Source organism: Saccharopolyspora taberi (assembly GCF_039534165.1).
Lineage (GTDB): Bacteria > Actinomycetota > Actinomycetes > Mycobacteriales > Pseudonocardiaceae > Saccharopolyspora_D > Saccharopolyspora_D taberi.
The window spans coordinates 585,399-610,164 of the sequence record NZ_BAAAUX010000019.1 but is presented as its reverse complement, the minus strand read 5'-3'; the positions used below and the strand labels follow the sequence as shown (position 1 = coordinate 610,164).

At 71.4% G+C, this 24,766-nt stretch carries 25 protein-coding genes; 19 read left to right on the top strand and 6 right to left on the bottom strand.

Annotated features, from left to right (window positions below):
- Window positions 1–73 precede the first annotated feature (73 nt).
- Both ABD691_RS24510 and ABD691_RS24505 read left to right on the top strand, forming a co-directional pair.
- The gene (locus ABD691_RS24510) at window positions 74–988 is read left to right on the top strand and encodes a branched-chain amino acid transaminase (protein WP_344683477.1); all 915 of its coding nucleotides are present in this window, start codon (window positions 74–76) and stop codon (window positions 986–988) included.
- A gap of 22 nt (window positions 989–1,010) precedes the next feature.
- Window positions 1,011–1,427 carry a hypothetical protein gene (locus ABD691_RS24505; protein ID WP_344683475.1) on the top strand — a complete coding sequence of 139 codons (417 nt, stop codon included), beginning with the start codon at window positions 1,011–1,013 and terminating at the stop codon, window positions 1,425–1,427.
- A 3-nt stretch (window positions 1,428–1,430) separates the two neighbouring features.
- On the opposite strand, the gene ABD691_RS24500 is transcribed toward ABD691_RS24505, so the two are convergent.
- A complete protein-coding gene (locus tag ABD691_RS24500) occupies window positions 1,431–2,615 on the bottom strand; it encodes an MFS transporter (protein WP_344683474.1) in 1,185 nt (394 codons plus the stop codon).
- Complete coding sequence (locus ABD691_RS24495) at window positions 2,608–3,366, bottom strand: DeoR/GlpR family DNA-binding transcription regulator (protein ID WP_344683472.1); 759 nt, start codon at window positions 3,364–3,366, stop codon at window positions 2,608–2,610. The genes ABD691_RS24500 and ABD691_RS24495 overlap by 8 nt, the downstream gene beginning before the upstream one ends.
- A 128-nt stretch (window positions 3,367–3,494) precedes the next feature.
- On the opposite strand from ABD691_RS24495, the gene ABD691_RS24490 reads away from it, so the two are divergent.
- From ABD691_RS24490 to whiA, 6 genes are all read left to right on the top strand, one after another.
- On the top strand, window positions 3,495–4,517 hold the full coding sequence (locus tag ABD691_RS24490) for a beta/alpha barrel domain-containing protein (RefSeq protein WP_344683470.1): 1,023 nt from the start codon (window positions 3,495–3,497) through the stop codon (window positions 4,515–4,517).
- A 74-nt stretch (window positions 4,518–4,591) separates the two neighbouring features.
- Window positions 4,592–5,671, top strand: a complete 1,080-nt coding sequence (locus ABD691_RS24485; RefSeq protein WP_344683468.1) for a glycoside hydrolase family 172 protein — start codon at window positions 4,592–4,594, stop codon at window positions 5,669–5,671.
- Window positions 5,672–5,924: 253 nt separating this feature from the next.
- The gene (uvrC, locus tag ABD691_RS24480) at window positions 5,925–7,934 is read left to right on the top strand and encodes an excinuclease ABC subunit UvrC (RefSeq protein ID WP_344683466.1); all 2,010 of its coding nucleotides are present in this window, start codon (window positions 5,925–5,927) and stop codon (window positions 7,932–7,934) included.
- On the top strand, window positions 7,927–8,805 hold the full coding sequence (gene rapZ / locus ABD691_RS24475; RefSeq protein WP_344683465.1) for an RNase adapter RapZ: 879 nt from the start codon (window positions 7,927–7,929) through the stop codon (window positions 8,803–8,805). Before uvrC ends, rapZ begins: the two co-directional genes overlap by 8 nt.
- A gap of 20 nt (window positions 8,806–8,825) precedes the next feature.
- The gene (locus tag ABD691_RS24470) at window positions 8,826–9,782 is read left to right on the top strand and encodes a gluconeogenesis factor YvcK family protein (protein ID WP_344683524.1); all 957 of its coding nucleotides are present in this window, start codon (window positions 8,826–8,828) and stop codon (window positions 9,780–9,782) included.
- On the top strand, window positions 9,773–10,759 hold the full coding sequence (gene whiA / locus ABD691_RS24465) for a DNA-binding protein WhiA (RefSeq protein ID WP_344683463.1): 987 nt from the start codon (window positions 9,773–9,775) through the stop codon (window positions 10,757–10,759). Before ABD691_RS24470 ends, whiA begins: the two co-directional genes overlap by 10 nt.
- Before the next feature lie 211 nt (window positions 10,760–10,970).
- Here the strand turns inward: whiA and ABD691_RS24460 are convergent, their stop codons facing one another.
- Complete coding sequence (locus ABD691_RS24460; protein ID WP_344683461.1) at window positions 10,971–11,891, bottom strand: glycoside hydrolase family 16 protein; 921 nt, start codon at window positions 11,889–11,891, stop codon at window positions 10,971–10,973.
- Window positions 11,892–12,198: 307 nt separating this feature from the next.
- On the opposite strand from ABD691_RS24460, the gene gap reads away from it, so the two are divergent.
- The 8 genes from gap to ABD691_RS24420 all read left to right on the top strand — a co-directional run bounded on the left by gap (window position 12,199) and on the right by ABD691_RS24420 (window position 18,570).
- Window positions 12,199–13,209: a type I glyceraldehyde-3-phosphate dehydrogenase gene (gap, locus tag ABD691_RS24455; RefSeq protein ID WP_344683459.1), complete on the top strand. Its 1,011-nt coding sequence runs from the start codon at window positions 12,199–12,201 to the stop codon at window positions 13,207–13,209.
- A gap of 87 nt (window positions 13,210–13,296) precedes the next feature.
- Window positions 13,297–14,499: a phosphoglycerate kinase gene (locus tag ABD691_RS24450; RefSeq protein ID WP_344683457.1), complete on the top strand. Its 1,203-nt coding sequence runs from the start codon at window positions 13,297–13,299 to the stop codon at window positions 14,497–14,499.
- Window positions 14,499–15,284 (top strand): triose-phosphate isomerase, encoded by a 786-nt coding sequence (tpiA, locus tag ABD691_RS24445; protein WP_344683455.1) that lies wholly within the window; start codon window positions 14,499–14,501, stop codon window positions 15,282–15,284. Before ABD691_RS24450 ends, tpiA begins: the two co-directional genes overlap by 1 nt.
- A gap of 93 nt (window positions 15,285–15,377) precedes the next feature.
- A complete protein-coding gene (gene secG / locus ABD691_RS24440; RefSeq protein WP_344683453.1) occupies window positions 15,378–15,614 on the top strand; it encodes a preprotein translocase subunit SecG in 237 nt (78 codons plus the stop codon).
- A gap of 54 nt (window positions 15,615–15,668) precedes the next feature.
- Window positions 15,669–16,010 carry an RNA polymerase-binding protein RbpA gene (locus tag ABD691_RS24435; RefSeq protein ID WP_344683451.1) on the top strand — a complete coding sequence of 114 codons (342 nt, stop codon included), beginning with the start codon at window positions 15,669–15,671 and terminating at the stop codon, window positions 16,008–16,010.
- A 144-nt stretch (window positions 16,011–16,154) separates the two neighbouring features.
- A complete protein-coding gene (rraA, locus tag ABD691_RS24430) occupies window positions 16,155–16,631 on the top strand; it encodes a ribonuclease E activity regulator RraA (RefSeq protein WP_344683449.1) in 477 nt (158 codons plus the stop codon).
- 87 nt (window positions 16,632–16,718) lie between these two features.
- Window positions 16,719–17,180, top strand: a complete 462-nt coding sequence (locus tag ABD691_RS24425) for a pyridoxamine 5'-phosphate oxidase family protein (protein WP_344683448.1) — start codon at window positions 16,719–16,721, stop codon at window positions 17,178–17,180.
- A 163-nt stretch (window positions 17,181–17,343) separates the two neighbouring features.
- Window positions 17,344–18,570 (top strand): lipase family protein, encoded by a 1,227-nt coding sequence (locus ABD691_RS24420; RefSeq protein WP_344683446.1) that lies wholly within the window; start codon window positions 17,344–17,346, stop codon window positions 18,568–18,570.
- A 42-nt stretch (window positions 18,571–18,612) separates the two neighbouring features.
- Here the strand turns inward: ABD691_RS24420 and ABD691_RS24415 are convergent, their stop codons facing one another.
- Window positions 18,613–19,818, bottom strand: coding sequence for a glycoside hydrolase family 10-like protein (locus ABD691_RS24415; protein WP_344683444.1), 1,206 nt, complete (start codon window positions 19,816–19,818; stop codon window positions 18,613–18,615).
- A gap of 119 nt (window positions 19,819–19,937) precedes the next feature.
- Here ABD691_RS24415 and ABD691_RS24410 point away from each other — a divergent pair, with 119 nt between their 5' ends.
- Window positions 19,938–20,849 carry a TIGR03619 family F420-dependent LLM class oxidoreductase gene (locus ABD691_RS24410; RefSeq protein ID WP_344683442.1) on the top strand — a complete coding sequence of 304 codons (912 nt, stop codon included), beginning with the start codon at window positions 19,938–19,940 and terminating at the stop codon, window positions 20,847–20,849.
- A gap of 4 nt (window positions 20,850–20,853) precedes the next feature.
- On the opposite strand, the gene ABD691_RS24405 is transcribed toward ABD691_RS24410, so the two are convergent.
- Together ABD691_RS24405 and ABD691_RS24400 are read right to left on the bottom strand one after the other, a co-directional pair.
- Complete coding sequence (locus ABD691_RS24405) at window positions 20,854–21,783, bottom strand: amidohydrolase family protein (protein ID WP_344683441.1); 930 nt, start codon at window positions 21,781–21,783, stop codon at window positions 20,854–20,856.
- An 11-nt stretch (window positions 21,784–21,794) separates the two neighbouring features.
- Window positions 21,795–23,261 carry an FAD-dependent monooxygenase gene (locus ABD691_RS24400; RefSeq protein ID WP_344683439.1) on the bottom strand — a complete coding sequence of 489 codons (1,467 nt, stop codon included), beginning with the start codon at window positions 23,259–23,261 and terminating at the stop codon, window positions 21,795–21,797.
- A gap of 59 nt (window positions 23,262–23,320) precedes the next feature.
- Here ABD691_RS24400 and ABD691_RS24395 point away from each other — a divergent pair, with 59 nt between their 5' ends.
- Entirely contained in the window at window positions 23,321–23,956 is a 636-nt protein-coding gene (locus ABD691_RS24395) for a TetR/AcrR family transcriptional regulator (protein ID WP_344683437.1), read from the top strand.
- 50 nt (window positions 23,957–24,006) lie between these two features.
- The gene (locus ABD691_RS24390) at window positions 24,007–24,756 is read left to right on the top strand and encodes a class I SAM-dependent methyltransferase (RefSeq protein WP_344683435.1); all 750 of its coding nucleotides are present in this window, start codon (window positions 24,007–24,009) and stop codon (window positions 24,754–24,756) included.
- Window positions 24,757–24,766 lie beyond the last annotated feature (10 nt).

Genomic DNA, 24,766 nt, shown 5'->3' with positions numbered 1-24,766 from the left:
TGCCATTCACTATCCAAGTGGCTGTCAGAAGTCGCAGTAACTGGCCACTTGTTGATCGAGAGGAGAGTGCGCGATGGCGTTGCCCGAGGCGGAGTTCATCTGGATGGACGGTTCGCTCGTCCCGTGGGCCGAGGCGAAGGTGCACGTGCTCACGCACGGCCTGCACTACGGGACCGGTGTTTTCGAGGGGACCCGGGCTTACGCCACCGCCGACGGCCCCGCGCTGTTCCGCCTCGACGACCACCTCGACCGGCTGTTCCGCAGCGCCCGCATCGTCGGCATGGAACTGCCGCACACCAGGGACGAGATCCGGGAGGCGACCCTGGACGTGGTCCGGGCCAACGGGCTGGGCTCCTGCTACGTGCGGACGCTGGCGTACCTGGGCTACGGGGAGATGGGCATCGACGTCGGCCGCTCGCCGGTGCGGATGTCGATCGCGGCCTGGGAGTGGGGCAGCTACCTCGGCGGCGGCGCGGACGAGGGCGCCCGGCTGATGACCAGCTCGTGGCGGCGCAACGACCCGGCGGTGGTGCCGACGGCGGCCAAGGCCACCGGCCCGTACCTCAACTCGGTGCTGGCCAAGGCCGAGGCCAGGCAGGCCGGGTTCGACGAGGCGGTGCTGCTCTCGCCGGACGGCTACGTCAGCGAGTGCTCCGGGGAGAACATCTTCGTCGTGCGCGACGGCGCGGTGCTCACGCCGCCGTCGAGCGCGGGCGCGTTGGAGGGCATCACCCAGGACACCGTGCTGCGGCTGGCCGCCGATCTCGGGTTCCCCGCTCGGCGGGAGAACCTGCTGCGCTCCGACCTCTACGCGGCCGACGAGGTGTTCATGTGCGGGACCGCGGCCGAGGTCGTCCCGGTGCGCTCGGTCGACCGCCGCGAGGTCTTCTCCAGCAATCTAGTCACTGGTAAGATTCGGTCCGCCTTCAGGTCCGTCGTCGACGGGACCGACGACGCCTACCGACACTGGCTCACCCACGTGCGGTGAGCCGGCAGCAGAGGGGGAGCCGATGTCCACCGTGGTCTTGAGCGCGCCGAGCCAGTACATCGCCGGTGTGGTCCTGCTGACGATCGTGACCATCGAGTTCGGCGGGTGGTTCCTGACCCGGATCGCCCGCGGAGCGGTGCCGATGACCGAGTTCCAGAAGAACTTCGCCAGGGCGGGCCACGCTCACGCGGGCGTGCTTGTGACGCTGAGCCTGGTGTGCCTCGTGCTCGCCGACGCGACCGCGCTGACCGGGGCGCTCGGCTGGATCGCCCGGCTCGGCGTGCCGGTCGCGGCGGTGCTGATGTCGGCGGGGTTCTTCGCCTCGTCGGCGGGCCGCGAGGTCACCCGGCCCAACCGGTTCATCGGCGTGCTGTGGGCCGGGGCGGCCTCGCTCGCGGCCGGTGTGGTGACGTTGGGCGTCGGGCTGCTCGCGGCCTGAACCTCACGCGGACGTTTGCCGTGAAGGCGGCCGGACCGCCGGAGCAGACAGCGCGACCAGCAGCGCCAGCACCGCGGGGATCGCCAGCCCGACGGTGAGGCCGAAGCCGTGCGAGACGAGCCCGATGAACACCGGTCCCGCCAGCAGCCCGCCGTAGCTGAGCGTGCTGACCTGGGCCAGGTCCCGCCCGCTGCGGCGGGGGTCGCGGTTGCCCGCCGCACTGAACACCTGCGGCACGATGCAGGAAAGCCCGACCCCGAACAGCCCGAACCCGATGATCGCGGCGACCGGGTGGTGCAGCAGCAGCGCTGTCCCCAGCCCGGCGCCTGCGATCAGCCCGCACCCGCGCACCAGCGCCACCGGGCCGAACCGCACCGACAGCCGGTCGCCCAGGAACCGGAAGACGGCCATGGCGACCGAGAACACCGCGTAGCCGATCGGTGCCACCGCCATGCTGGTGTGCAGGGTGTCGTGCAGGTACAGCGGTGACCAGTCGGCGACCGATCCCTCGCCGACCGAGCAGAAGAACCCCAGCATCCCCAGGAACAGGATCGCCATCGGGATCCCGCGGCCGGCCGGGACGGACTCGGCCGCGCGGTGGTCCTCGGCGGGCAGCAGCGCCCGGCCTGCGACCAGCGACACCACCGCGACCCCGGCACCGATGAGCAGGAAGTTCACCGCCGGGGTGATCCCGAGGTGCGCCGCCAGCGCGCCGAGACCGGCGCCGAGCAGACCGCCGACGCTGAACATCCCGTGGAAGGCGCCCATGATCGGCCGCCCGTACCCGCGCTCGACCTGCACGGCGTGCGCGTTCATCGTCACGTCGACGGTGCCGTGCCAGGCGCCCAGCAGGACCAGCCCGGCCACCAGCAGCGGCAGGTTCCCCGCCGCGCCGAGCGGCATCATCGTCACGCCCAGCAGCACCCCGGCGGGCACCATCAGCCGCGCGCTGCCGAGGCGGTCGGCCAGCCTGCCCGCGAACTGCATCGACAGCACCGTGCCCGCCGCGAGCGCGAAAAGCGCGAGCGTGATCCCGGCGTCGTCGAGCCGGAGGTCGTGCTTGATCGCCGGAATCCGCGCCGTCCAGGTCGCCAGCGTGGCGCCGGTGAACACGAAGTAGGCGGTCACCGCCCAGCGCGCTCGTCGCTCCACCCCGGCTGGTCGGGTCTCGATCGCCGTGTCAGACAACGTGCACCGCCACTCCGGCCTCCTCCAGTTCGTCGAGCGCGGTCCGGGGCGCGCTCGCATCGGTGACCACCACGTCGAGATCGGCGACCGGGCACACGTGGCCCAGCCCGGTCCGCTGGAACTTCGAGCCGTCGCAGACGGCGATCGTGCGTCGCGCGGAGGCGACCGCGGCCTGCTTGACCGGGACCTCGGCGAGGTCGTGGGCGGTCACGCCGTGGCGGGCCGACAGGCCGCAGATGCCGAGCACGGTGGTGTCGGCGCGCAGGACCCGCAGCGACGTCTCGGTGAGGTGGCCGCTCAACGACAGCTCGCCGGGCGCGGTCTGCCCGCCGGGCACCAGCAGCCGCACGCCGGGCGCGGCGCTGAGCGCGTTCACCGCGTGCAGGTCGAGAGGGATCGCGGTGATCCGCCGGTGCGCCAGCGCCCGCGCCACCTCCAGCGTCGTGGTGCCGCTGTCGATGATCACCGACTCGCCGTCGGCGAGCAGGCCGTCGACCGCCGCCGCGATCCGCCGCTTGACCTCGACGGCCTCGTGCTCGCGCACCGGGAACGGCGTCGCCTCGCCGCGCAGCAGCAGGCTCACCGCGCCGCCGCGCACCCGGCGCAGCACGCCCTGCTCGGCGAGGTGGTCCAGGTCGCGCCGGATGGTCATCTCCGAGCAGCCGGTCTCCTCGGCGAGCTCGGCCACCGTGACCCGCTCGGCCGTGCGCAGGCGCTCGATGATCGCCAGGCTGCGTTCCGATCCTTCCATGTGTTCAATCGAACGTGATCAATGTTCGGAAGTCAACCGTCCGAACATCGCAGCTGTGGGGGCGGCGCATGTGAGCCGTACGGCCGCGTGGGGGACAATGGCGAGGACGACGCAGGTAGGAGGAAATCGTGAGCGTGGCCCCAGAGCGCAACCTTCGGCTGGTTCGAGACGAGCCCCGCGAGCCCGCCGTCCGCCTCGGCGACATCCACCTGCGCAACCGGCTGGTGACCTCGTCGAGCCTGCTCGGCTACGGCGTCTCCAACGCCAAGGTGATGGCCTACGGCATGAGCCCGATCTCGAACTTCGTGCCGCTTGAGCGGTTCGGCGCGGTCACCACCCGCACCGTGACCGTCGAGCCCCGCGAGGGCCACTTCACCACCCGCGACGACTGGTCGCTGCACGAGCTGCCCGGCCTGCTCAAGCGCTACGGCCAGGCGCTGCGCCAGGTCGACGCGGGCTGGCTCAACGCCTTCGGCTGGTGCAACGTCGGCATCGACGCCTACCTGCGCGACTACTACCCGCGCACCCGCGCGCAGAACACGATCATCTCCGTCGGCGGCTTCTCGGCCGAGGAGTTCGTGACGCTGGTCGACAAGATCAACGCCGCGGTGCCCGCGGGCGAGATCGCCGCGGTCGAGTTCAACGTCTCCTGCCACAACGTCAACTTCGACTTCAACGCGATCATCGAGTCGGTGCTGGCCGAGGCGGTGCCGCGCAGCGCGCACCCGGTGATCCTCAAGCTCTCGCCGGACTACGACTACCTCGCGCACGCCCGGCTCGCCGCCCGCCACGGGGTGTCCGCGCTGACCGCGATCAACACCGTCAAGGGCCTGCGGCTGGACCCCGCCACCGGGCAGCCGCTGCTGAAGAACCGCTTCGGCGGCCTGTCCGGGCGGGCGATCAAGCCGATCGGCCTGCGCGTGGTCGCCGAGCTGCGGGACGCGGGCGTGAAGCTGCCGATCATCGCCACCGGCGGGATCCGCACCTTCGACGACTGCCGCGAGTACTTCTGGGCGGGCGCGGACGCGGTCAGCCTGGGCAGCGCCAGCTGGTTCGCCAGCTACCCGGGCTACGCGCTGTCCCCGCTCTACGGCGCGCGCATCCGGAGCCTGCTGCGCCGCATCGAGTCCTACCGCCCTCCGGCGCGCTGAGAACTTCCCGCTACCCGGGTGGTTCGGCGGATACCGTGTGATCGTCAGCACCAACCTCACGGGGAGGGGCGTCGATGTCCGGGTACGGAGCGTTCGGGAGCAGCCTGCGGGATCTGCCGAGGTTGCGGCAGAGCAGGCGCGGCAGGGTGTCGAGCTGGGACCAGGAGGGCGGCAACGACGACCGGATCCAGCTCGGACCGGGCGAGTCCCGGGAGCTGGCCGCCATCGAGGGACCGGGGGCGATCACCCACATCTGGTGCACGGTGGCCCTCGAACACGCCGGGCAGCCGGTCGAGGTGGAGGCCGACTACCTGCGCAGGCTCGTCCTCAAGATCACCTGGGACGACTCGCCGCACCCGAGCGTGCTGGTGCCGCTCGGCGACTTCTTCGGCATCGGCCACGCCCGCAGCGCCAACTTCGTCTCCGCGCCGCTGCAGATGAGCCCGCAGGACGGCAGGGGCTTCAACTGCTGGTTCGCCATGCCCTTCGCGCGCGGCGCCCGCATCGAGCTGATCAGCGAGCTCAGCGCCAAGCCGGTCCTGTTCTACTACTACGTCGACTTCGAGCAGTACCGGGAGGCCGATCCGGAGCTCGGCTACTTCCACGCCCAGTGGCGCAGGCAGAACCCGACCGACGGCATCGCGCAGGGCGACCAGAGCAACGACGAGTACCTGTTCGGCGGCACCAACCTCGACGGCGCGGGCAACTACGTCCTGCTGGAGGCCGAGGGCCGCGGGCACTACGTCGGATGCGTGCTCAACGTGCACAACCTCCGCGAGACCCCGGACTGGAACTGGTACGGCGAGGGCGACGACATGATCTTCATCGACGGCGAGCCGTGGCCGCCGCGGATGCACGGCACCGGGACCGAGGACTACTTCAACACCGCCTGGTGCCCGTCGCAGCCCTACCACGCGCCGTACCACGGCCTGACGCTGCCGGGCGGGGAGAACTGGAGCGGCCAGGTCTCCTACTACCGCTTCCACGTCGAGGACCCGGTGGTCTTCGAGCGCTCGATCCGCGTGAGCATCGAGCACGGGCACGCCAACAAGCTGGTCAACGACATGTCGTCGACGGCCTACTGGTACCAGACCCTGCCCTCGCTGGAGTTCGGCCTGGCGCCGGTCGGCGACCGGTTGCCGCGACCGGTCTGATCCGGGGGTCGACCTCCGCTCCGGCAGGCGGGTGTGCGCGCCGACCATGGACCCCGCCCGGGTGAAGTTCGGCGGGTGAGCTGTGCTGCCGAGGGCCGAGGAGGTCCGGCCCGGGCCTTCGCCCGGCGGGCGGCGGAGAACGTGAACGCCTTCAGCTGAGCGGCTTCCGGCGCGAACCGCCGCCACCGGTTCGCGCCGGATCGGCCGACCGGCTGTCGGTCGGCGCGGTCGGCCGCGCACGTAGGGTGGAGGCGTGGCCGACCCGTCCACCTACCGACCCGCTCCCGGGACCATCCCGGACGCCCCCGGCGTGTACCGATTCCACGACGCCGAAGGGCGAGTCATCTACGTCGGCAAGGCGAAAAGCCTGCGCAGCAGGCTTTCCTCGTACTTCGCCGACCTGTCCGGACTCCATCCGCGCACCCGCCAGATGGTCACGACCGCCACCGGCGTGCGGTGGACCGTGGTGGGCACCGAGGTCGAGGCGCTCCAGCTGGAGTACTCCTGGATCAAGGAGTACGACCCGCGGTTCAACGTCCGCTACCGGGACGACAAGTCGTACCCGGTGCTCGCGGTGACGTTGCACGAGGAGTTCCCGCGCCTGCACGTCACCCGCGGACCGCGGCGCAAGGGCGTCCGCTACTTCGGTCCGTACGCGCACGCGTGGGCGATCCGGGAAACGCTCGACATGCTGCTGCGCGTCTTCCCCGCGCGCACCTGCTCGGGCGGGGTGTTCAAGCGCCACTCCCAGATCGGCAGGCCGTGCCTGCTCGGCTACATCGGCAAGTGCTCCGCGCCGTGCGTCGGCCGGGTCGGCGCCGAGGAGCACCGCCAGATCGTCGAGGACTTCTGCGACTTCTTCGCCGGGCGCACCGATTCGCTGATCCGCAAGCTGGAAAAGGAGATGCAGGAGGCGTCCGGGCAGCTGGAGTTCGAGCGCGCCGCCCGTCTGCGGGACGACCTGGAGGCGCTGCGCCGCGCGATGGAGAAGCAGGCGGTGGTGCTCGGCGACGGCACCGACGCCGACGTGGTGGCCTTCGCCGAGGACGAACTCGCCGCCGCCGTGCAGGTCTTCCACATCCGCGGCGGGCGCGTGCGCGGCCAGCGGGGCTGGGTCATCGACAAGCTGGACCAGACTGACACCGCCGCGCTGACTGCCCGATTCCTCACCCAGTTCTACGGCGAGCAGGCGTCGCTGGCCGAGCAGGCCGACGCGGGCGGAACCCCGGTTCCGCGCGAGGTCCTGGTCCCGGAGCTGCCCGCCGACTCCGACGCGATCGCCGCGTGGCTCGGCGAGCTGCGCGGCAGCCGCGTCGCGCTCCGGGTGCCGCAGCGCGGCGACAAGCGCGCGCTGATGGAAACCGTGCAGCGCAACGCGAAGGAGGCGTTCACGCAGTACAAGCTGCGCCGCGCCGGTGACCTCACCGCCCGCTCGGCGGCGTTGCAGGAACTGCAGGACGCGCTCGGGCTCGACACCGCGCCGCTGCGGATCGAGTGCGTGGACGTCAGCCACGTGCAGGGCACCGACGTGGTCGCCTCGCTGGTCGTCTTCGAGGACGGCGTGCCGAAGAAGTCCGAGTACCGGCGCTTCGCCGTCCGGGAGGGCGCCGAGGGCGGTGACGTCGGCTCGATCGCCGAGGTCGTGCGCCGCCGGTTCGCCCGCTACCTCAAGGAGACCGCCGGGACCGAGCAGGTGGACCAGTCCGGCCCGGTCACCCCGGAGGAGGCCGAGCGCACCGGCATCGACCCGGAGACCGGCCGCCCGCGCAAGTTCGCCTACCCGCCGAACCTGCTGGTCATCGACGGCGGCGCGCCGCAGGCCAACGCCGCGGCCGACGCGCTGACCGAGCTCGGGATCACCGACGTGGCGGTGATCGGCATCGCCAAGCGGCTGGAGGAGGTCTGGCTGCCCGACGAGGCGGACCCGGTCATCCTGCCGCGCACCAGCGAGGCGCTGTACCTGCTGCAGCGCGTCCGGGACGCCGCGCACGACTTCGCGATCCGGTACCACCGGCAGAAGCGCTCGAAGCGCATGACAAGCTCCACATTGGACTCCATCCCGGGCCTTGGGGAGGCCCGCCGCACCGCGCTGCTCAAGCACTTCGGCTCGTTGCGCAGGCTCAAGCAGGCCACCGTGGAGGAGATCTGCGCGGTGCCCGGGTTCGGGCAGCGCACCGCCGAGACCGTGCACGCGGCGCTGGCGGCTGGAGGGGGAACCGGCGGAGGGCGCCGGGAAGACGCTGAAGGGGAGAGCAGTGAGTGAGGAGCAGACGGGCATCGAGGTCGCGGTCGTCAGCGGTCTGTCGGGAGCGGGCCGCAGCACCGCCGCCAAGTGCCTGGAGGACCTCGGCTGGTTCGTCGTCGACAACCTGCCGCCGGAGCTGATCGCGACCATGGTCGAGCTGGGGGCCAGGTCCAGCGGTGCGATCACCCGCGTCGCGGTCGTGATGGACGTGCGCAGCCGGGCGTTCACCGAGGACCTCGGATCGGTGATCAAGGACCTGGACGCCCGCGGCTACAAGCCGAAGGTGCTGTTCCTGGAGGCCACCGACGAGGTGCTGATCCGCCGCTTCGAGCAGGTCCGCCGCGGCCATCCGCTGCAGGGCGAGGGCAGGCTGGCCGACGGCATCGCCGCCGAGCGGTCGCTGCTGTCGCGGCTGCGCAGCGAGGCGGACCTGGTCCTGGACACCACCGCGCTGTCGGTGCACCAGCTGCGGTCGAAGATCGAGGACGCCTTCGGCACCGAGGCCAGCACCCGCACCCGCGTGACGGTGCTGTCGTTCGGCTACAAGTACGGCCTGCCGATGGACGCGGACCTGGTGATGGACTGCCGGTTCCTGCCCAACCCGTTCTGGATCCCGGAGCTGCGCGAGTTCAACGGCCTCGACGAGGAGGTCCGCAACTACGTGCTCGGGCAGGAGGGCGCCGAGGAGTTCCTGCAGAGCTACCAGCAGCTGCTGCACCTGGTCGGCGCGGGCTACCACCGCGAGGGCAAGCGCTACCTGACGCTGGCGCTGGGCTGCACCGGCGGCAAGCACCGCAGCGTCGCGCTGGTCGAGGAGCTCGCGCGCCGGCTGTCCGACGACGAGGGGATGATGGTCAAAACAGTGCACCGGGACCTGGGACGCGAGTGAGTACCGAAGACGACGGCCCGCTGCGCGCGGTCGCGCTGGGCGGCGGTCACGGCCTGCAGGCCACCCTGTCGGCGCTGCGCCGGATCACCACCGACGTGACCGCGGTGGTCACCGTCGCCGACGACGGCGGGTCGTCCGGCCGCCTCCGCCGGGAACTGGGCCTGCTGCCGCCCGGCGACCTCCGCAAGGCGCTGGCCGCGCTGTCCGACGACGGCTGCAGGCTGTGGTCGGAGGTCTTCGAGCACCGCTTCGGCGGCAACGGCGCGCTGGCCGGGCACGCGGTCGGCAACCTGGTGCTGGCCGGCCTGCTGGAGGTGCTGGGCGACCCGGTCGCCGTGCTCGACCACGCGTGCCGCCTGCTCGGCGTGCGGGGCCGGGTGCTGCCGATGTCGACGATGCCGCTGGACATGGAGGGCGATGTCGTCGGCCTCGACGAGGACCCGACCGCGGTTCGCACGATCCGGGGACAGGTTGCCGTCGCAAGTACGCCTGGTCGAGTGAAACAGGTCAGGCTCTACTCGACCAACGGCAGGCGCGGCGCGCCGACGGCCTGCCCGGAGGCGGTGCGCGCGGTGCACGAGGCCGACGTAGTGCTGCTGGGCCCGGGTTCCTGGTTCACCAGCGTGTTGCCCCACCTGCTGGTGCCGGAGCTGCACGAAGCGCTGGTGACGACGTCGGCACGGCGGGTCGTCGTGCTCAACCTCGTCCCACAACCGGGCGAGACCGCGGGATTCTCCCCGGAACAGCACCTCGACGTACTCTCGCAGCACGCACCCGAGCTGCGGGTCGACTCCGTGCTGGCCGATGTGGACTCCGTCCCGACGCCGGACCGGCTGCGCGCCGCGGCCACCGCGCTGGGTGCGCGGACCCTGCTGGACCGGGTCGCCGCCCCCGCCACACCGGGGCGGCACGACCCCGAGGCGCTGGCGGCGAGCCTGGAGGCAGCGCTGGAGAGGAGGACGGACCGGTGGCGATGACCTCGGCGGTCAAGGACGAGTTGAGCCGGCTTTCGGTGACCAAGACCTGCTGCCGGAGATCAGAGGTGTCGTCGCTGCTGCGGTTCGCGGGCGGGCTGCACATCGTCGCCGGCCGGGTGGTCGTGGAGGCGGAGCTGGACAGCGGTTCCTCGGCGCGCAGGCTGCGCAAGGAGATCCACGAGCTGTTCGGGCACACCTCGGACGTGCACGTGATCACCTCCGGCGGGCTGCGCAAGGGCACCCGCTACGTGGTCCGGGTGGTCAAGGACGGCGAGGGGCTGGCCCGCCAGACCGGGCTGCTGGACCCGCGCGGACGCCCGGTGCGCGGGCTGCCCGCGCACGTCGTCTCCGGCGGCGCGTGCGACTCGGAGTCGGCGTGGCGCGGCGCGTTCCTCGCCCACGGTTCGCTGACCGAACCGGGCCGGTCGTCCTCGCTGGAGGTCACCTGCCCCGGGCCGGAGGCCGCGCTCGCGCTGGTCGGCGCCGCCCGCAGGCTCGGAATCCAGGCCAAGTCCCGCGAGGTGCGCGGCGCGGACCGGGTCGTGGTCCGCGACGGCGACGCCATCGGGGCGCTGCTGACCCGGCTCGGCGCGCACTCCAGCGTGCTGGCCTGGGAGGAGCGGCGGGTGCGCCGCGAGGTGCGCGCCACCGCCAACCGGCTGGCCAACTTCGACGACGCCAACCTGCGGCGCTCGGCCCGCGCGGCGGTCGCCGCGGCGGCGCGGGTGGAACGGGCGCTGGAGCTGCTCGGCCCGACCGCGCCGGACCACCTGCTGGTGGCGGGCAAGCTGCGGCTGTCGCACCGGCAGGCGTCGCTGGAGGAGCTGGGGCAGCTCGCGGAGCCGCCGATGACCAAGGACGCGGTCGCCGGGCGCATCCGCCGCCTGCTGGCGATGGCCGACAAGCGCGCCCGAGAGCTGGGCCTGCCTGACACCGAGTCCGCCGTTACCCACGAGATGCTCGAAGCCGAGGCTTGATTTAGTTTTCTGCGCTCGTTTTGCGTGGGTGGTCCGGTGGCGGAACCTCAGGCGTCCGCTGGCTCCGGAATCTTTTTCCGACGTATGCCAATACGACGGAAAAAGCTGTCCTCGCCAGCGAACGCCTGAGAACCCGCGGGTGGTCGTCCTGCTTGGGTGGGCTAAGCGGCTTCGCCGCTTGAGGACGATGGCTGGGTTGGCCCGGCGGGTGTTACTTCGTGTAAGCCGCGACGTAGTCGACGACCATCGGGTGACCGGGCTCGGTCGCGTCGGTCGGCGTCGGGAATCCCGCGACGCCGTCCGGGAAAGCGCCGCCCACGGCGACGTTGAGCAGCATGAAGTACCCCTCGTGCGAGGTCATGTTCTGCCACGCCTGCGGGCTCACCCGCGACTCCGGCACCGAGTGGAACTGCTCGCCGTCGACGTACCAGCGCAGCTCCTCGGTCTCGCCGCTGCGGTCCCACTCGAACCGGTAGGTGTGGAACCCGGCCTGGCAGGTCTCGCCCGGGCACTCGCGGCTGCCGCCGATCCCGTTGTTCTCGTCGCAGGACCCGCCGGGCGCGACGTCGCAGTGCAGCACGCCGTGCACGGTGTTCTGGCCGTTGACGTTCTCCATCACGTCGAACTCGCCGATCCCCGGCCAGTTCCAGTAGTTGCCGCGGTAGGGCGCGCCGAGCGCCCAGAACGCCGGCCAGTAGCCCAGCGCCCTGTCGCCGGTGACGTCGGGCAGCTGGAGGCGCGCCTCCAGCCGCAGCACGCCGCCCTCGGGTGCCTTGAAGTCCGCGCGGCGGGTCTCGATCCGCGCCGAGGTCCAGCCGCCCGAGCCGTCCCGCTGCGGCGTGATCCGCAGGTTGCCCTGGCCGTCCTGGGCGAGGTTGGCGGGATCGGCGGTGTAGTTCTGGACCTCGCCGGTGCCCCAGTTCGCCGGGCCGCCCGGGTAGGAGTGGCCGGTGTCGACGATCCACTCGTCCGACGGGCCGGACCCGGCCGCGCCGGTGAAGTCGTCGGCGAAGGCCAGCGTCCAGCCCGGCTCCGGCGGCGGAACGTCGGCGCTCGCGGGCGCGGCGGCGAGGGCTAGCAGGCTCGCGGCGAGCGCGAGCGGGGCGAGGTGTCTTCGGCGCGGCTTGGTCACGGCTGACCGCCTTCCTCCGGCAGAACCGGTGCAGAGATGTCGATCACCCGTATATGAGAGCGCTCTCACGACGCATCCTCAACCGGCGAACGAACCCAATTCCCATGCGCTGGAAGGAGGAGTCCGGAGCGGTCGGATCCCAACGGGCGGGAAACCCGGCGATCCGGCCCTCTCGGCACTCCAGCCCCATCCCCACCTGCGGTCCCCGCCCGGTTGAGAGCCGCCGGGAGCCCGATAGGGTTGCCACGAGACATTTACCGCTCGCCCGCCGGGCAGCCGGCTGGGTCAGTCACGAGGAGAGATCGGCGTGACCGTTCGCGTAGGTATCAACGGCTTCGGTCGGATTGGGCGGAACTTCTGGCGGGCGGCCACCGCCAGCGAGCACGACATCGAGATCGTGGCCGCCAACGACCTGGGCGATGTCGCGACCATGGCCCACCTGCTCAAGTACGACAGCATCCTCGGCCGCGTCGAGCAGGACGTGAAGGTCACCGGCGAGGGCATCGAGGTGGGCGGCAAGCTCATCAAGATCCTGGCCGAGCGCGACCCGGGCAAGCTGCCGTGGGGCGACCTGGGCGTGGACGTCGTCGTCGAGTCGACCGGCTTCTTCACCAACGCCGCCGACGCCCGCAAGCACGTCGACGAGGGCGGTGCGAAGAAGGTCATCATCTCCGCCCCGGCCAAGGGCGAGGACCTGACCGTCGTGCTGGGCGTCAACGACGACCTCTACGACGGCTCGCAGACCATCATCTCCAACGCCTCCTGCACCACCAACTGCCTCGCGCCGATCGCCAAGGTCCTGCACGACACCTTCGGCATCGAGCACGGCCTGATGACCACGGTGCACGCCTACACCGCGGACCAGAACCTGCAGGACGGCCCGCACAAGGACCTGCGCCGCGCCCGCGCCGCCGCGCTGAACGTGGTCCCGACCGGCACCGGTGCGGCCAAGGCCATCGGCCTGGTGCTGCCGGAGCTCAACGGCAAGCTCGACGGCTACGCGCTGCGCGTCCCGGTCCCGACCGGCTCGGTCACCGACCTCACCGCCACCGTCGGCAGGAAGACCTCGGTCGAGGAGGTCAACGAGGCGTTCAAGGCCGCTGCGGCCGAGGGCAGGCTCAAGGGCATCCTGCGCTACAACGAGGACCCGATCGTCTCCAGCGACATCGTCACCGACCCGGCCTCGTCGATCTACGACTCGCCGCTGACCAAGGTCATCGACAACCAGGTCAAGGTCGTGTCCTGGTACGACAACGAGTGGGGCTACTCGAACCGGCTCGCCGACCTCGCCGCGCTGGTGGGCAAGAAGCTCTCCTGATCCTGCTCGGTCGTGGGCGGTGCGCGGCGCCGCCCACGACCGCAGCCGTCGACAACACAGGCATCAAGCCCCATCGAGGAGCAGACGTTGAAAAACCTTGACGATCTGCTGTCCGAGGGCGTCCGGGGTCGGCGCGTGCTCGTGCGCGCCGACCTCAACGTTCCGCTGGACGGCGACAGGATCACCGACGACGGCCGGGTGCGCGCGTCGCTGCCGACCATCGAGAAGCTGACCGGCGCGGGGGCGCGCGTCGTGGTCACCGCCCACCTCGGACGCCCGAAGGGCGCGCCGGACCCGGAGTTCTCGCTGGCCCCGGTGGCCCGCAGGCTCGGTGAGCTGCTCGGTGCCGAGGTCGCGCTGGCCGCCGACGTCGTGGGCGACTCGGCGAAGGCCACCGTCGCCGGGCTGGGCGACGGCTCGGTCGCGCTGCTGGAGAACGTCCGCTTCGACCCGCGCGAGACCAGCAAGGACGACGAGGAGCGGGCCGCGCTGGCCGAGGACCTGGTCGACCTGGTCGGCGCCGACGCCGCGTTCGTCTCCGACGGCTTCGGCGTGGTGCACCGCAAGCAGGCGTCGGTGTTCGACATCGCCAAGCGGCTGCCCGGCTACGCGGGCGGGCTGGTGCTCTCCGAGGTCGAGGTGCTGCGCACGCTCACCGGCGACCCGAAGCGCCCCTACGCGGTGGTGCTCGGCGGCTCCAAGGTCTCCGACAAGCTCGGCGTGATCCAGGCGCTGCTGCCCAAGGTCGACAAGCTGCTCATCGGCGGCGGCATGGCCTACACGTTCCTCGCGGCGCAGGGCTACGGCGTCGGCGGCTCGCTGCTCCAGGAGGACCAGATCGAGTCGACGAAGAAGCTGCTGGAGGAGCACGGCGACAAGCTCGTGCTGCCGGTGGACGTCGTGGTCGCCGACCGCTTCGCCGCCGACGCCGACAAGCGGGTCGTCGACGCGGACGCGATCCCGGACGGCTGGATGGGCCTGGACATCGGCCCCCGCAGCGTGGAGCTGTTCGCCGGCATCCTGGCGGGCGCGGGCACGGTGTTCTGGAACGGCCCGGCCGGCGTGTTCGAGTTCGAGGCCTTCGCCGACGGCACCCGCGGCGTCGCGCAGTCCATCGTGGACTCGAACTCCTTCAGCGTGGTCGGCGGCGGCGACTCGGCCGCGGCGGTGCGCAGCCTCGGCCTGCCCGAGGACGGGTTCTCGCACATCTCCACCGGCGGCGGCGCGTCGCTGGAGTTCCTGGAGGGCAAGGACCTTCCCGGGGTCGCGGTGCTGGAAGGGGACGCGTGATGGCCAGGCAGCCGCTGATCGCGGGCAACTGGAAGATGAACCTGAACCACCTCGAGGCCATCGCCCTGGTGCAGAAGGTCGCCTTCGCCCTGCCCGAGAAGTACTTCGCCAAGGTCGAGGTGGCGGTGATCCCGCCGTTCACCGACATCCGCAGCGTGCAGACGCTCATCGACGGCGACAAGCTCCTGCTCAAGCACGGCGCGCAGGACGTCTCCGAGCACGACTCCGGTGCCTACACCGGTGAGGTCTCCGCGCCGATGCTGGCCAAGCTGGGCTGCGACTACGTCGTGGTCGGCCACTCCGAGCGCCGCGAGTACCACGCCGAGACCGACGAGGTCGTCAACCGCAAGGCCCGCGCGGTGCTGAAGAACCAGATGGCGCCGATCGTGTGCGTCGGCGAGCCGCTGGAGGTGCGCGAGGCGGGCGGGCACGTCGAGCACAGCACCAGCCAGCTGATCAACGGGCTCAAGGGCCTCAAGGCCGAGCAGGTGCGCCAGGTCGTGGTGGCCTACGAGCCGGTCTGGGCGATCGGCACCGGCAAGGTCGCCACCGCCGCCGACGCGCAGGAGGTGTGCGCGGCCCTGCGGGCGGCGCTGGCCGACAAGTACGGCCGGGACATCGCCGACGAGATCCGGATCCTCTACGGGGGTTCGGTGAAGTCGAGCAACATCGGCGAGCTGATCGGGCAGACCGACATCGACGGCGCGCTGGTCGGGGGCGCGAGCCTCAACGGCGACGAGTTCGCCAAGCTGAGCGCGATGGCCGCGGGCGGACCACTGCCATAATCGCGGTGCCCGCCGCTTGCGGCGGACGGCGGTCCACTGGCTGAGAGCGGACCGGTACTCTAGGTTGCGAACCGCTGTGCGAACGAGGACGTGATGGCTACTCTAATCCTGCAGATCTGTTTGATCGTGTCGAGCGTGCTGCTCGTGCTGCTGGTGCTGCTGCACCGGGCAAAGGGCGGCGGTCTGTCCTCGCTGTTCGGCGGCGGTATGCAGTCCAGCCTGGCTGGTTCCAGCGTGGCGGAGAAGAACCTCAACCGCGTGACGCTGGCCGTCATCGCGGTGTGGGTCATCTTCATCATCGGGATCGGTCTGCTGGTCAAGATCGGTTGACCGGCTGCACCTGGTGCCGTCGGCCAACCCGGGCCGCTTGGTGGGTGAGGATGGATGACTGGTGGTAATGCCATTCGCGGCACGCGGGTGGGGGCGGGTCCGATGGGCGAGTCCGAACGCGGGGAGTCCGCGCCGCGCAAGCGCGTGGACTACTGGTGCGCCAACGGGCACCACACCCGGCCGTCGTTCGCCATGGACGCCGAAGTGCCGGAAGAGTGGGACTGCCCGCGCTGCGGCCTCCCGGCTGGGCAGGACGAGGAGAACCCTCCGGAAGCACGGCGCAACGAGCCCTACAAGAGTCACCTGGCCTACGTGAAGGAACGCCGCAGTGACTCCGACGGCATGGCCATCCTCGAAGAGGCGCTGACCAAGCTCAAGGAACGCAAGGGGCGCTGAGCGACGCCGCACCGGGCGGGTGGGGGATCTCCCTCACCCGCCCGGTTTTTTGCGGCTGTGGCTTTGGTCGCGACCGCGGTCCGGCGCGCCGGGGCAGCCGATACGCTCGCGGCTTTCGGAGATTTTCCCGCGCGTGGAGGAAACATGGACGTTTCGACCGCTGATCTCGCCGACCGGGAAGGTCCGTCGGTGCGCAGCTGCGACGTGCAGTTCCGCAACATCGGCGGACGGGCCGAGTTCGCGGGCCGGATCCGCACGGTGACCTGCTTCCAGGACAACGCCCTGCTCAAGCAGGTGCTGTCGAGCCCGGGGGAGGGCCAGGTCCTGGTCATCGACGGCGGCGGGTCGGTGCACACCGCGCTGATCGGCGACGTGATCGCCGAGCTCGGCCGGTCCAACGGCTGGAGCGGGGTCGTGGTCAACGGCGCCGTGCGCGACTCCGCGGTGCTGGCGACCATGGACTTCGGGGTCAAGGCGCTGGGCACCAACCCGCGCAAGAGCACCAAGACCGGCGCGGGCAGCGCGGACGAGGTCGTCAGCTTCGGCGGGGTGGACTTCGTGCCGGGCGAGTACCTGGTCAGCGATTCGGACGGCGTCGTGGTCGTGGCCTCGGCAGGCTGAGCGGAGCCCCGGCGGCGAGGTGGTACAAGAACTCGCGCCGGCCTGGCGGGGAACTGGACCGGATCCGCCGAAGAGGAGGAAACCGCTGTGGCGGAACAGAAGCGCGGTCGCCGGATCGCGATGCGGCCGGACGAGCTGGACGCCTTCCTCGGTGCGGAGCGGACCTGCCGGGTGGGCACGAACGGGCCGTCGGGGCCGCACGTCACCCCGCTGTGGTTCGTCTGGGACGGCGAGGCGCTGTGGTTGTACTCGCTGACCCGGAGCCAGCGGTGGGCCGACATCACGCGCAACCCGCGGGTGGCGGTCCTGGTCGACGCCGGGCACGACTACGCCGAGCTGCGCGGCGCGGAGCTGGTCGGCGACGCCGAGGTGGTGGGCGAGGCGCCGCGCGCCGGAGCGCCCGAGCCGCGGCTGGAGGAGCCGGAGCGGCTGTTCGCGGCGAAGTACTTCGACGCCGCGGAGTTCGTCCACGACCAGCGCCACGCCTGGCTCCGCGTCGAGCCGGAGACGGTGCGCAGCTGGGACTTCCGCAAGCTCGCCGAGCTCTAGCCGCCGGGCCGTTCCCGTTTTCCCACCCTGCCTGACCTGGGTTTTCCGGTGCTGAACGGGAAAATCCGGAGTGGGAAAGATCGTATCTTGTCCGCTCCGCTCCCCTCGTGAGCCACTGCTGTCCGCAATTGCCGGACATTTCCTGCTCAATGGGGAGCAATCCATGCGCTTTGCCCGTCGGGGGACAGCGGCCGTGCTGGCCGCGGCAGCCATCTTCAGCGCTTCGTCCGCTTCGGCGTCCGGCCGGACAGCCGCTTCGCCGGACTTCTACACCCCGCCCGCACCATTGCCGCCGAGCGAGAACGGCGACGTCATCCGGAACGAACCCGCCGACTTCTTCCTGGACCCGGCCAAGCTCACCCGGGCCCCGGCCGACGTGCAGCGGATCATGTACCGCAGCACCGACGCGAACGACCGGCCGGTCGCGGTGACCGGGACCGTGCTCACCCCGCACGTGCCGTGGAAGGGCGAGGGCCCGCGCCCGGTCATCGGCTTCGCCACCGGGACCCAGGGCCTCGGCGACCAGTGCGCGCCGTCGAGGCAGATGGCGGCGGGCTCGGAGTACGAGGGGATGTTCATCTCCGGCCTGCTGCTGCGCGGGTACGGGGTCGTCGTCACCGACTACGAAGGGCTGGGCACGCCCGGCCTGCACACCTACGCCGTCCGCGCTGCGCAGGGCCACGCCGTGCTGGACGCGGTCCGCGCCGCGCAGCGGCTGCCGGAGGCGGACCTGGCCGATGACGGGCCGGTCGCCGTCGGCGGCTACTCGCAGGGCGGCGGCGCCTCGGCGGCGGCTGCCGAGATGCAGCCGGAGTACGCGCCGGAGCTCGACCTCAGGGGCGCCTACTCCGGGGCTCCGCCCGCCGAGCTCGGCGCGGTCGGGGAGTTCCTGGACGGCAGCCACGCCGTCGCCTTCCTCGGCTACGCCGCGGTCGCCATGAACGAGGCCTACCCGGAGCTGGGCGTCCCGGACCTGCTCAACGACGAGGGCAAGCGGAAGCTGGCGGAGTTCTCGGAGGAGTGCACGGTGGAGAGCATCGCCAAGCACGCCTTCACCCGCACCGAGACGCTGACCAAGGACGGCAGGCCGATCACGGCGTACCTGTCCGAGGAACCGTTCGCCTCGAAGATCGCTGAGCAGCGGATCGGGCTGACCCCGCCGGGAGCCCCGGTGTTCGTCTCGCACACCACGCTCGACGACATCGTCCCCTTCGAGCAGGGCAGGCAGATGGCCCGCGACTGGTGCGACCGCGGGGCGACCGTGCAGTTCGACACGCTGGTCATCCCGACGCACGTCGGCGCCGCACCGGAAGCCGCGGCCCGCGCGTTCGGCTGGCTGGAAGGCCGTTTCGCCGGGGATCCCGCCCCGGACAACTGCGGCTCGTTCTGAGCGAAGCGGTGGCGCCGGGCCCCGGCGCCACCGCCCGGGGCGTCAGCGGACGTCGTTGTAGTGGTCGGCGACGACCTTGGCGTAGGCGTCCTTGGCGTTGGTGGTCAGCGACTTCGCGCTGAAGTACACGTCGCCCTTGACCTCCGGGTGGTCCCGGTTGAGGGTCAGGTGCGCCGAGAGCTCGCCGGGGTCGGTCCAGCCCTCGTCGCCGACCTTGTAGGCACCCTGTCCGATGTAGAGCTCCACGTCGGTGCCCGCGACGGTTTTCGCCCACCACGGAACGAGAACGGCGTAGTCGGCCGAGGAATGCCCGATCTGCCAGTAGATCTGCGGCGAGATGTAGTCGATCCAGCCTTCCTTGACCCACTTGCGGCTGTCGGCGTAGATCGCCGAGTAGGACTCCAGGCCCTTGGTGTCGGAACCCTCCGGGTCGCTGGAGGCGTTGCGCCAGATGCCGAACGGGCTGATGCCGAACTTGGCTTCCGGCCTGGCTTCGTGGATGCGCTTGTCCAGTTCGGACACCAGCAGGTCGACGTTGTTGCGGCGCCAGTCCTCGATGTTGGTGAAGTCGCCGCCGTGCTGCTCGAAGGTCTCCTGGTCCGGGATCTCCTCGCCGGACACCGGGTACGGGTAGAAGTAGTCGTCGAGGTGCACGCCGTCGACGGCGTAGCGCTCGACCGCGTCCATGATCGCGTCCTCGACGAAGGCGCGCGCCTCCGGCAGCCCGGGGTTGTAGTAGAGCTTGCCGCCGTAGGCGAAGACCCACTCCGGGTGCTTGCGCGCGGGGTGCTCGGGCACCAGCGCGTTCGGGTCGTCGCCCAGGCTCACGCGGTACGGGTTGAACCAGGCGTGGAACTGGAGGCCGCGCCGGTGCGCCTCCTCGACCATGAAGGCCAGCGGGTCGTAGCCGGGGTCCTTGCCCTGCTCGCCGGTCAGCCAGTGCGACCACGGCTCGTGCGGGGACGGCCAGAACGCGTCGGCGGTCGGCCGCACCTGGACGAACACCGCGTTGAGCTTGTCGGCGACGGCCTGGTCGAGGAGCTTGGCGTACTCGGCCTTCTGCTGGTCGGCGGTGAGACCCGGCTTGCTGGGCCAGTCGATGTTCGACACCGCCGACACCCATTCGGCGCGCAGCTGCGTGGTCGGGCCGGCGCTGGCCGAGCCCGTCGTGGTGAGCAGGCCGGGCAGCAACGCGACCGACGCGATCGCTCCGCCCAGGAAGGTCCTGCGGGAGGGTTGGGGGGTCATCGTGGCTCGCCTTCGGGTTCGGACGGTTGCGAGATCGTCGCCGACGGTAGTTCCCGTCGGGTGGGAAGCGCCAGCGAAACGACCACTTGGACGATCGCGGTCCTTGTAGGGTTCCCGCCATGAAGATCGCCGTGAACGTGCTCAACTTCGGGCCTGGCGCGACCGCAGCGAACCTGCGCGGCTGGGCCCGCTTCGCCGAGGACACCGGTTTCCACGCCGCGATGATCTCCGACCACGTCACCGTCACGCCGGACGTGGCCGAGCAGTACCCGGCCCCGTTCTACGACCCCTTCGCCACCCTGGCGTGGCTGGCGGGGATCACCGAACGCGTCGAGCTCGGGACGTCGGTGGTGATCCTGCCGTACCGGAGCCCGCTGCAGACGGCCCGCCTGATGGCCAACATCGACCACCTCAGCCAGGGCCGCACGATCCTCGGCGTCGGGGTCGGCTGGGCGAAGCAGGAGTTCGACGCGCTCCGGGTGCCGTTCGAACGGCGGGGCGCGATCACCGACGAGTACCTGACCGCGATCCGCCGGATGTGGACCGAGGAGGTGGTGACCCTGGACGGTGAGTTCGTGTCCGCGACCGGGGTGTCGACCGCGCCGCTGCCGGTCCGCACCCCTCCGGTCTGGGTCGGCGGCTCCAGCCGGGCGGGCATCCGCCGCGCGGTCCGGCTCGGAACGTCGTGGCACCCGATCAACGCCAGGCTCACCTGGCTGCGCGAACAGGGGCTGCCGGCACTGCGCGCGGAAGCGCAGGCGCAGGGCGCACCGCTCCCCGGCTTCGCACCGCGAACGCGCTTCCGCATCACCGACACCCCGCTCGACGACGAGAAGCGCCTGCCGTGCGAGGGCACGCTGGACCAGATCCGCGGCGACCTCCGGGAGTTCGCCGAGCTGGGCGCGGAGTACCTGATGCTCGACACCTACCGCGGCAAGCCGGACCAGCTGACGAGGCCGGAGGACGACTGGCGCGAGCTGGAGCTGTTCGCCGGCCGCGCCTTCGACCTGGGAGCCGGATCCGTGCGGTGAGGGCCTACTCCGCGAACCGGGGGAACAACGACAGCGCGTTGCGGAAGTCGATCGCCTCGCGGAGTTCGGGATCAAGCGCATGGGACTCGAGATTCCCGGTGAAGTACCCGACCCCGACCGCCGGGTTCATCGGCCAGTCGCTGCCGTAGAGGACGTGCTCCGGCCGGGCGAAAGCCAGCAGGCTGGGCAGCGCCGACGGCGCGGACAGGGCGACGTCGAAGTAGAACCCGCGCAACTGCTCCAGGACATCGGTCAGCACGCCGAGGTCCTTGTCCTGCATGGCGAATCCGGCCGCGATCCGGTGCGCGGCGTAGGGCACGAATCCGCCCGCGTGCGAAAGGACGATCTTGACCTGCGGGTACCGGGTGGGAATCCCGGAACGGATCATGCTCAGCACCGATCGGGTCGTGTCCAGCAGGAAGTCCGCATGCGCTGCGAACGCGCCGTCGCCAGGGCCCGTCCCCGGCAGGTCGGTCGGGTGCACGAACACGACGGCACGGCGCCGGTCCAACTCCGCCCACAGCGGGTCGAAGCCCGGATCGCCCAGGTACCGGCCCCGCGCGTTGCCCAGCAGGACCACGCCGTCCGCGCCGAGCTCGTCGAGGGCGTGCACGGCCTCCGCGACAGCACCGTCCACATCGGGCAGTGGTGCGGAGGCGAAGAAGCCGAACCGCCGCGGGTCGTCCTTGACGATCTCCGCCGAGTACTCGTTGACCTCGCGAGCCAGCCGCCGGGCCTCGGCGTCGTCTCCGAGGTGCACGCCGGGCGCGGACACCGACAGCACAGCGCTGCTGATCCGCTGGGCCTCCATGAGGTCGCGCGCTGCGCGGAGGCTCCAGTCGGGAACGGCGATCCCGCCGGTCAGGAGACCTCTGCCCGCCAGGGCGGAGGACCAGGCGGGCGGGATCACGTGGTGGTGGACGTCGATGCGCATCGCGTTCTCCTTCAGCGGTACCAGGTGTCGAGGTGGTTGGTCAGGTCGTCGGCACGGGCGGTCGCGGCGATGTGCCCGTCCGGCCGGACCAGAACGGCGTCGGCGCCGAAAAGCCGGTGCAGTTCGGCGGGTTCGATCCGGTGCGACCGGATCGGTAGCCGGTACGCGCCGGTCGGATCGTGCGGAGCAGCGCCGGACAGCAGCAGGTGGTGCACCGGTTCGGCGATCAGTTCGTACAGCGACCGCCCTCCGATCCGGCACTCCGGGACGCGGTCACCGGGGCCGGGGAAGCTCTGGCGCCCGGTGCGGTAGCTGATCCAGGTCTGCGAGAACAGCCGGTGGACCGCCCGGCGCGCGGGCGGGAGGTGAGCCGCGATGCGGATCAGCGGCGGAAGCAGCACGCGGCGGGCGCCGTCGAGCAGCGGGTTCGCCGTTGTCTCCAAGGCGAACCCGCGGTCCGCGCCGCGGGAAACCGCGTGCGCGACCCGCAGGCGCTCGGCTTCGTAGGTGTCGAGCAGGCTCTCGGTGGCGAGCCCGCGCGCCACCAGTGCGAGCTTCCACCCGAGGTTCACGGCGTCGCCGACGCCCAGGTTCATGCCCTGGCCGCCCGCCGGGGCGTGGGTGTGCGCCGCGTCGCCGACCAGGAACACCGGGCCGGAGCGGAACTTCTCCGCGAGCTGGTGCCGGATGCGGTAGGTCGACGTCCACTCCGCATCGCTGAGCCGCACCGGAATCCGGAAGTGGTCGGTAAAAAGCCGTTGCAGGTCCGTGCCGAAGCTGCGAGCGTGCTCGGGCCGCAAAGCGCCGAAAAGCCGGAATCGCCCGTTGCCGAGATCGAGCGCGCCGACGAACCCGCCTCGCGCGAGGTTGAGTTCGAGCACTCCGCGTGGCGGCGCGGGGGAGAGGCGGACATCGGCGAGGAAGCCGGTCGGGGCGCGGCCCGAGGTCGTGGAGCGGATGCCGGACGCCCGGCGCACGAGGCTGTGCGCTCCGTCCGCGCCAACGAGGTAGTCGGCGCGGATCTCCAGCAGCGAGCCGTCCGCGCGGCGGACGACGGCCGCCACGCCCTCGCCGAGCACTTCGAGTCCCACCAGCGCGGTGTTCCAGTCCACCTGGAGCGGAAGCCGTTCGACCAGCAGGCGCTCGGTTTCCGCCTGCGGCAGCGCGAGGGCGAACGGGAACGGGCTGGGGTCCACCCCGGTGAGCGGGAACGAGGCCAGTTCCCGCCCGGCGAACCGCATCGCGACCCGCTCGACCCGCGCACCCGCCTCGACCGCGGGCTCGGCCAGGCCCCAGCGGTCCCACAGTTCCAGGGTCCGGGTGTGCACGATCGCGGCTCGGGACTCGGCCACCGGGCCGGGTTCGCGGTCGATGACGGTGACCGGGACGTCCGCGCGGGCGAGGACGTTCGCCAGGGTCAGCCCGGCCGGTCCGGCCCCGACCACGAGGACTGCCGTGCGGGTGCTGGTGACTGCCACGCTTCCGATGCTATCCGAGTGGAGAATAAATTGTCATCCACTCGGATAGCATCTTCGGCGTGGACGCGAAGACTCCCCGGCGAGGACGCCGGACGGCCGAGGAAGCGGCCCGCACCCGCGAAGTGATCCTGACGGCGGCGATGCGGCTGTTCGCCGAGCGCGGGTTCGACGCCGTGAGCCTGCGCGACATCGCCGTCGAAGCGGACAGCGCGCACGGCCTGATCCGCCACTACTTCGGCACCAAGGAACAGGTGTGGCAGGCGGTCCTGGAACGCGCCGACGCCGAGTTCACCGTGGCGATGCGCGCGGTGCTCGACGCCCCGGCGGGCGAGGACCCGGTCGAGACGATCCGCCACGTGGTGCGGGTGCTGACAAGCACCTCGGCCGAACACCCGGAAATCGTCCGGCTGCTGCTCGGCGAGGGGACGCGGGGCGGACCGAGGCTGCGGCAGATCATCGAGCGGCTGACCCCGCTGCGTTCGACCGTCCGCGACCTCCTGCCGGAACTCCAGGCGCAGGGCCGGTTCACCGGCGTCGAACCGGACACCTTCGTGATGGTGCTGCTGCTGGGCGTGGCGGGCCCGTTCGCGCTGTCGTCCCTGGCGGAGGGCCTCACCGGCCGGAATCCGCTGTCGGCCGCGTTCGCCGAACAGCACACCGGGCAGATCATGACCTTGCTCTTCCCGGAGGGGTAGCCGGAAGAAGTCAGGTGACGCGGGGGTGGCGGACGCGGCACGATCCTGCCGTGACAGCAAGGGGAATCGAGGTCTTCGACCGGGTCGCGGACCGCTACGACGAGGTGATCCCGTTCTTCGCCGCCTTCGCGGGCGAACTGGCCGACTCCCTCGGCTTCACCGCGGGTGCGCGGGTGCTCGATCTCGCCGCCGGGCGCGGGGCCGTCGCTGCCGAGGCGCTGGCCCGCGGCTGCCGGGTGACCGCCGTCGACGCCGCCGCCAACATGGTCGCGCGGTTGCGGGCCGACCACCCGGCCGTCGCGGGACACGTGATGGACGCCCACCGGCTCGGCTTCCCGGACGGCTCCTTCGACGTGGTGGTCTCGGGTTTCGCCATGCACCTGTTCGCCGACCCGGCCGTCGTGTTCGACGAGGTGCGGCGAATCCTCGTGCCGGGCGGGGTATTCGCCTTCACCGTCCCGGGCGGCCCCGACCCCGCGACCGATCCGCTCCCGGAACTGTTCGCCGAGTTCGGCCGGTACCTGCCACCTGGCGGCGGAATGGGAAGACCGCTGGACGCCCGTGCCGCGTTCACCGGCGCCGGATTCGCCGGTGTCGAAGCGGTGACGCTGACCGTCGACCTCCCCGTGGCTGGCGCGGAGGTGCTGTGGGAGTGGGGGTTGACCCACGGATCGCTCGCGTACTTCGAAGACCTACCGGCGGATCGCCGCGAGGAGTTCCGCGCCCGCCTGTTCGCCGAGGTCACCGGTCCGACGCGCCTGCGGCGCCAGGCGCAGCTGTGGACCGGTAGCACCGGATGAACGACGGGCC

Excerpts from the sequence above, each read along its gene's own strand:
- ABD691_RS24495 (WP_344683472.1), bottom strand. The coding sequence starts at position 3,366 with ATGGAAGGATCGGAACGCAGCCTGGCGATCATCGAGCGCCTGCGCACG.
- tpiA (WP_344683455.1), top strand. The coding sequence starts at position 14,499 with ATGGCCAGGCAGCCGCTGATCGCGGGCAACTGGAAGATGAACCTGAAC.
- ABD691_RS24510 (WP_344683477.1), top strand. The coding sequence starts at position 74 with ATGGCGTTGCCCGAGGCGGAGTTCATCTGGATGGACGGTTCGCTCGTC.
- secG (WP_344683453.1), top strand. The coding sequence starts at position 15,378 with ATGGCTACTCTAATCCTGCAGATCTGTTTGATCGTGTCGAGCGTGCTG.
- ABD691_RS24435 (WP_344683451.1), top strand. The coding sequence starts at position 15,669 with ATGACTGGTGGTAATGCCATTCGCGGCACGCGGGTGGGGGCGGGTCCG.
- rraA (WP_344683449.1), top strand. The coding sequence starts at position 16,155 with ATGGACGTTTCGACCGCTGATCTCGCCGACCGGGAAGGTCCGTCGGTG.
- ABD691_RS24485 (WP_344683468.1), top strand. The coding sequence starts at position 4,592 with ATGTCCGGGTACGGAGCGTTCGGGAGCAGCCTGCGGGATCTGCCGAGG.
- ABD691_RS24415 (WP_344683444.1), bottom strand. The coding sequence starts at position 19,818 with ATGACCCCCCAACCCTCCCGCAGGACCTTCCTGGGCGGAGCGATCGCG.
- ABD691_RS24410 (WP_344683442.1), top strand. The coding sequence starts at position 19,938 with ATGAAGATCGCCGTGAACGTGCTCAACTTCGGGCCTGGCGCGACCGCA.
- ABD691_RS24405 (WP_344683441.1), bottom strand. The coding sequence starts at position 21,783 with ATGCGCATCGACGTCCACCACCACGTGATCCCGCCCGCCTGGTCCTCC.
- ABD691_RS24420 (WP_344683446.1), top strand. The coding sequence starts at position 17,344 with ATGCGCTTTGCCCGTCGGGGGACAGCGGCCGTGCTGGCCGCGGCAGCC.
- ABD691_RS24505 (WP_344683475.1), top strand. The coding sequence starts at position 1,011 with ATGTCCACCGTGGTCTTGAGCGCGCCGAGCCAGTACATCGCCGGTGTG.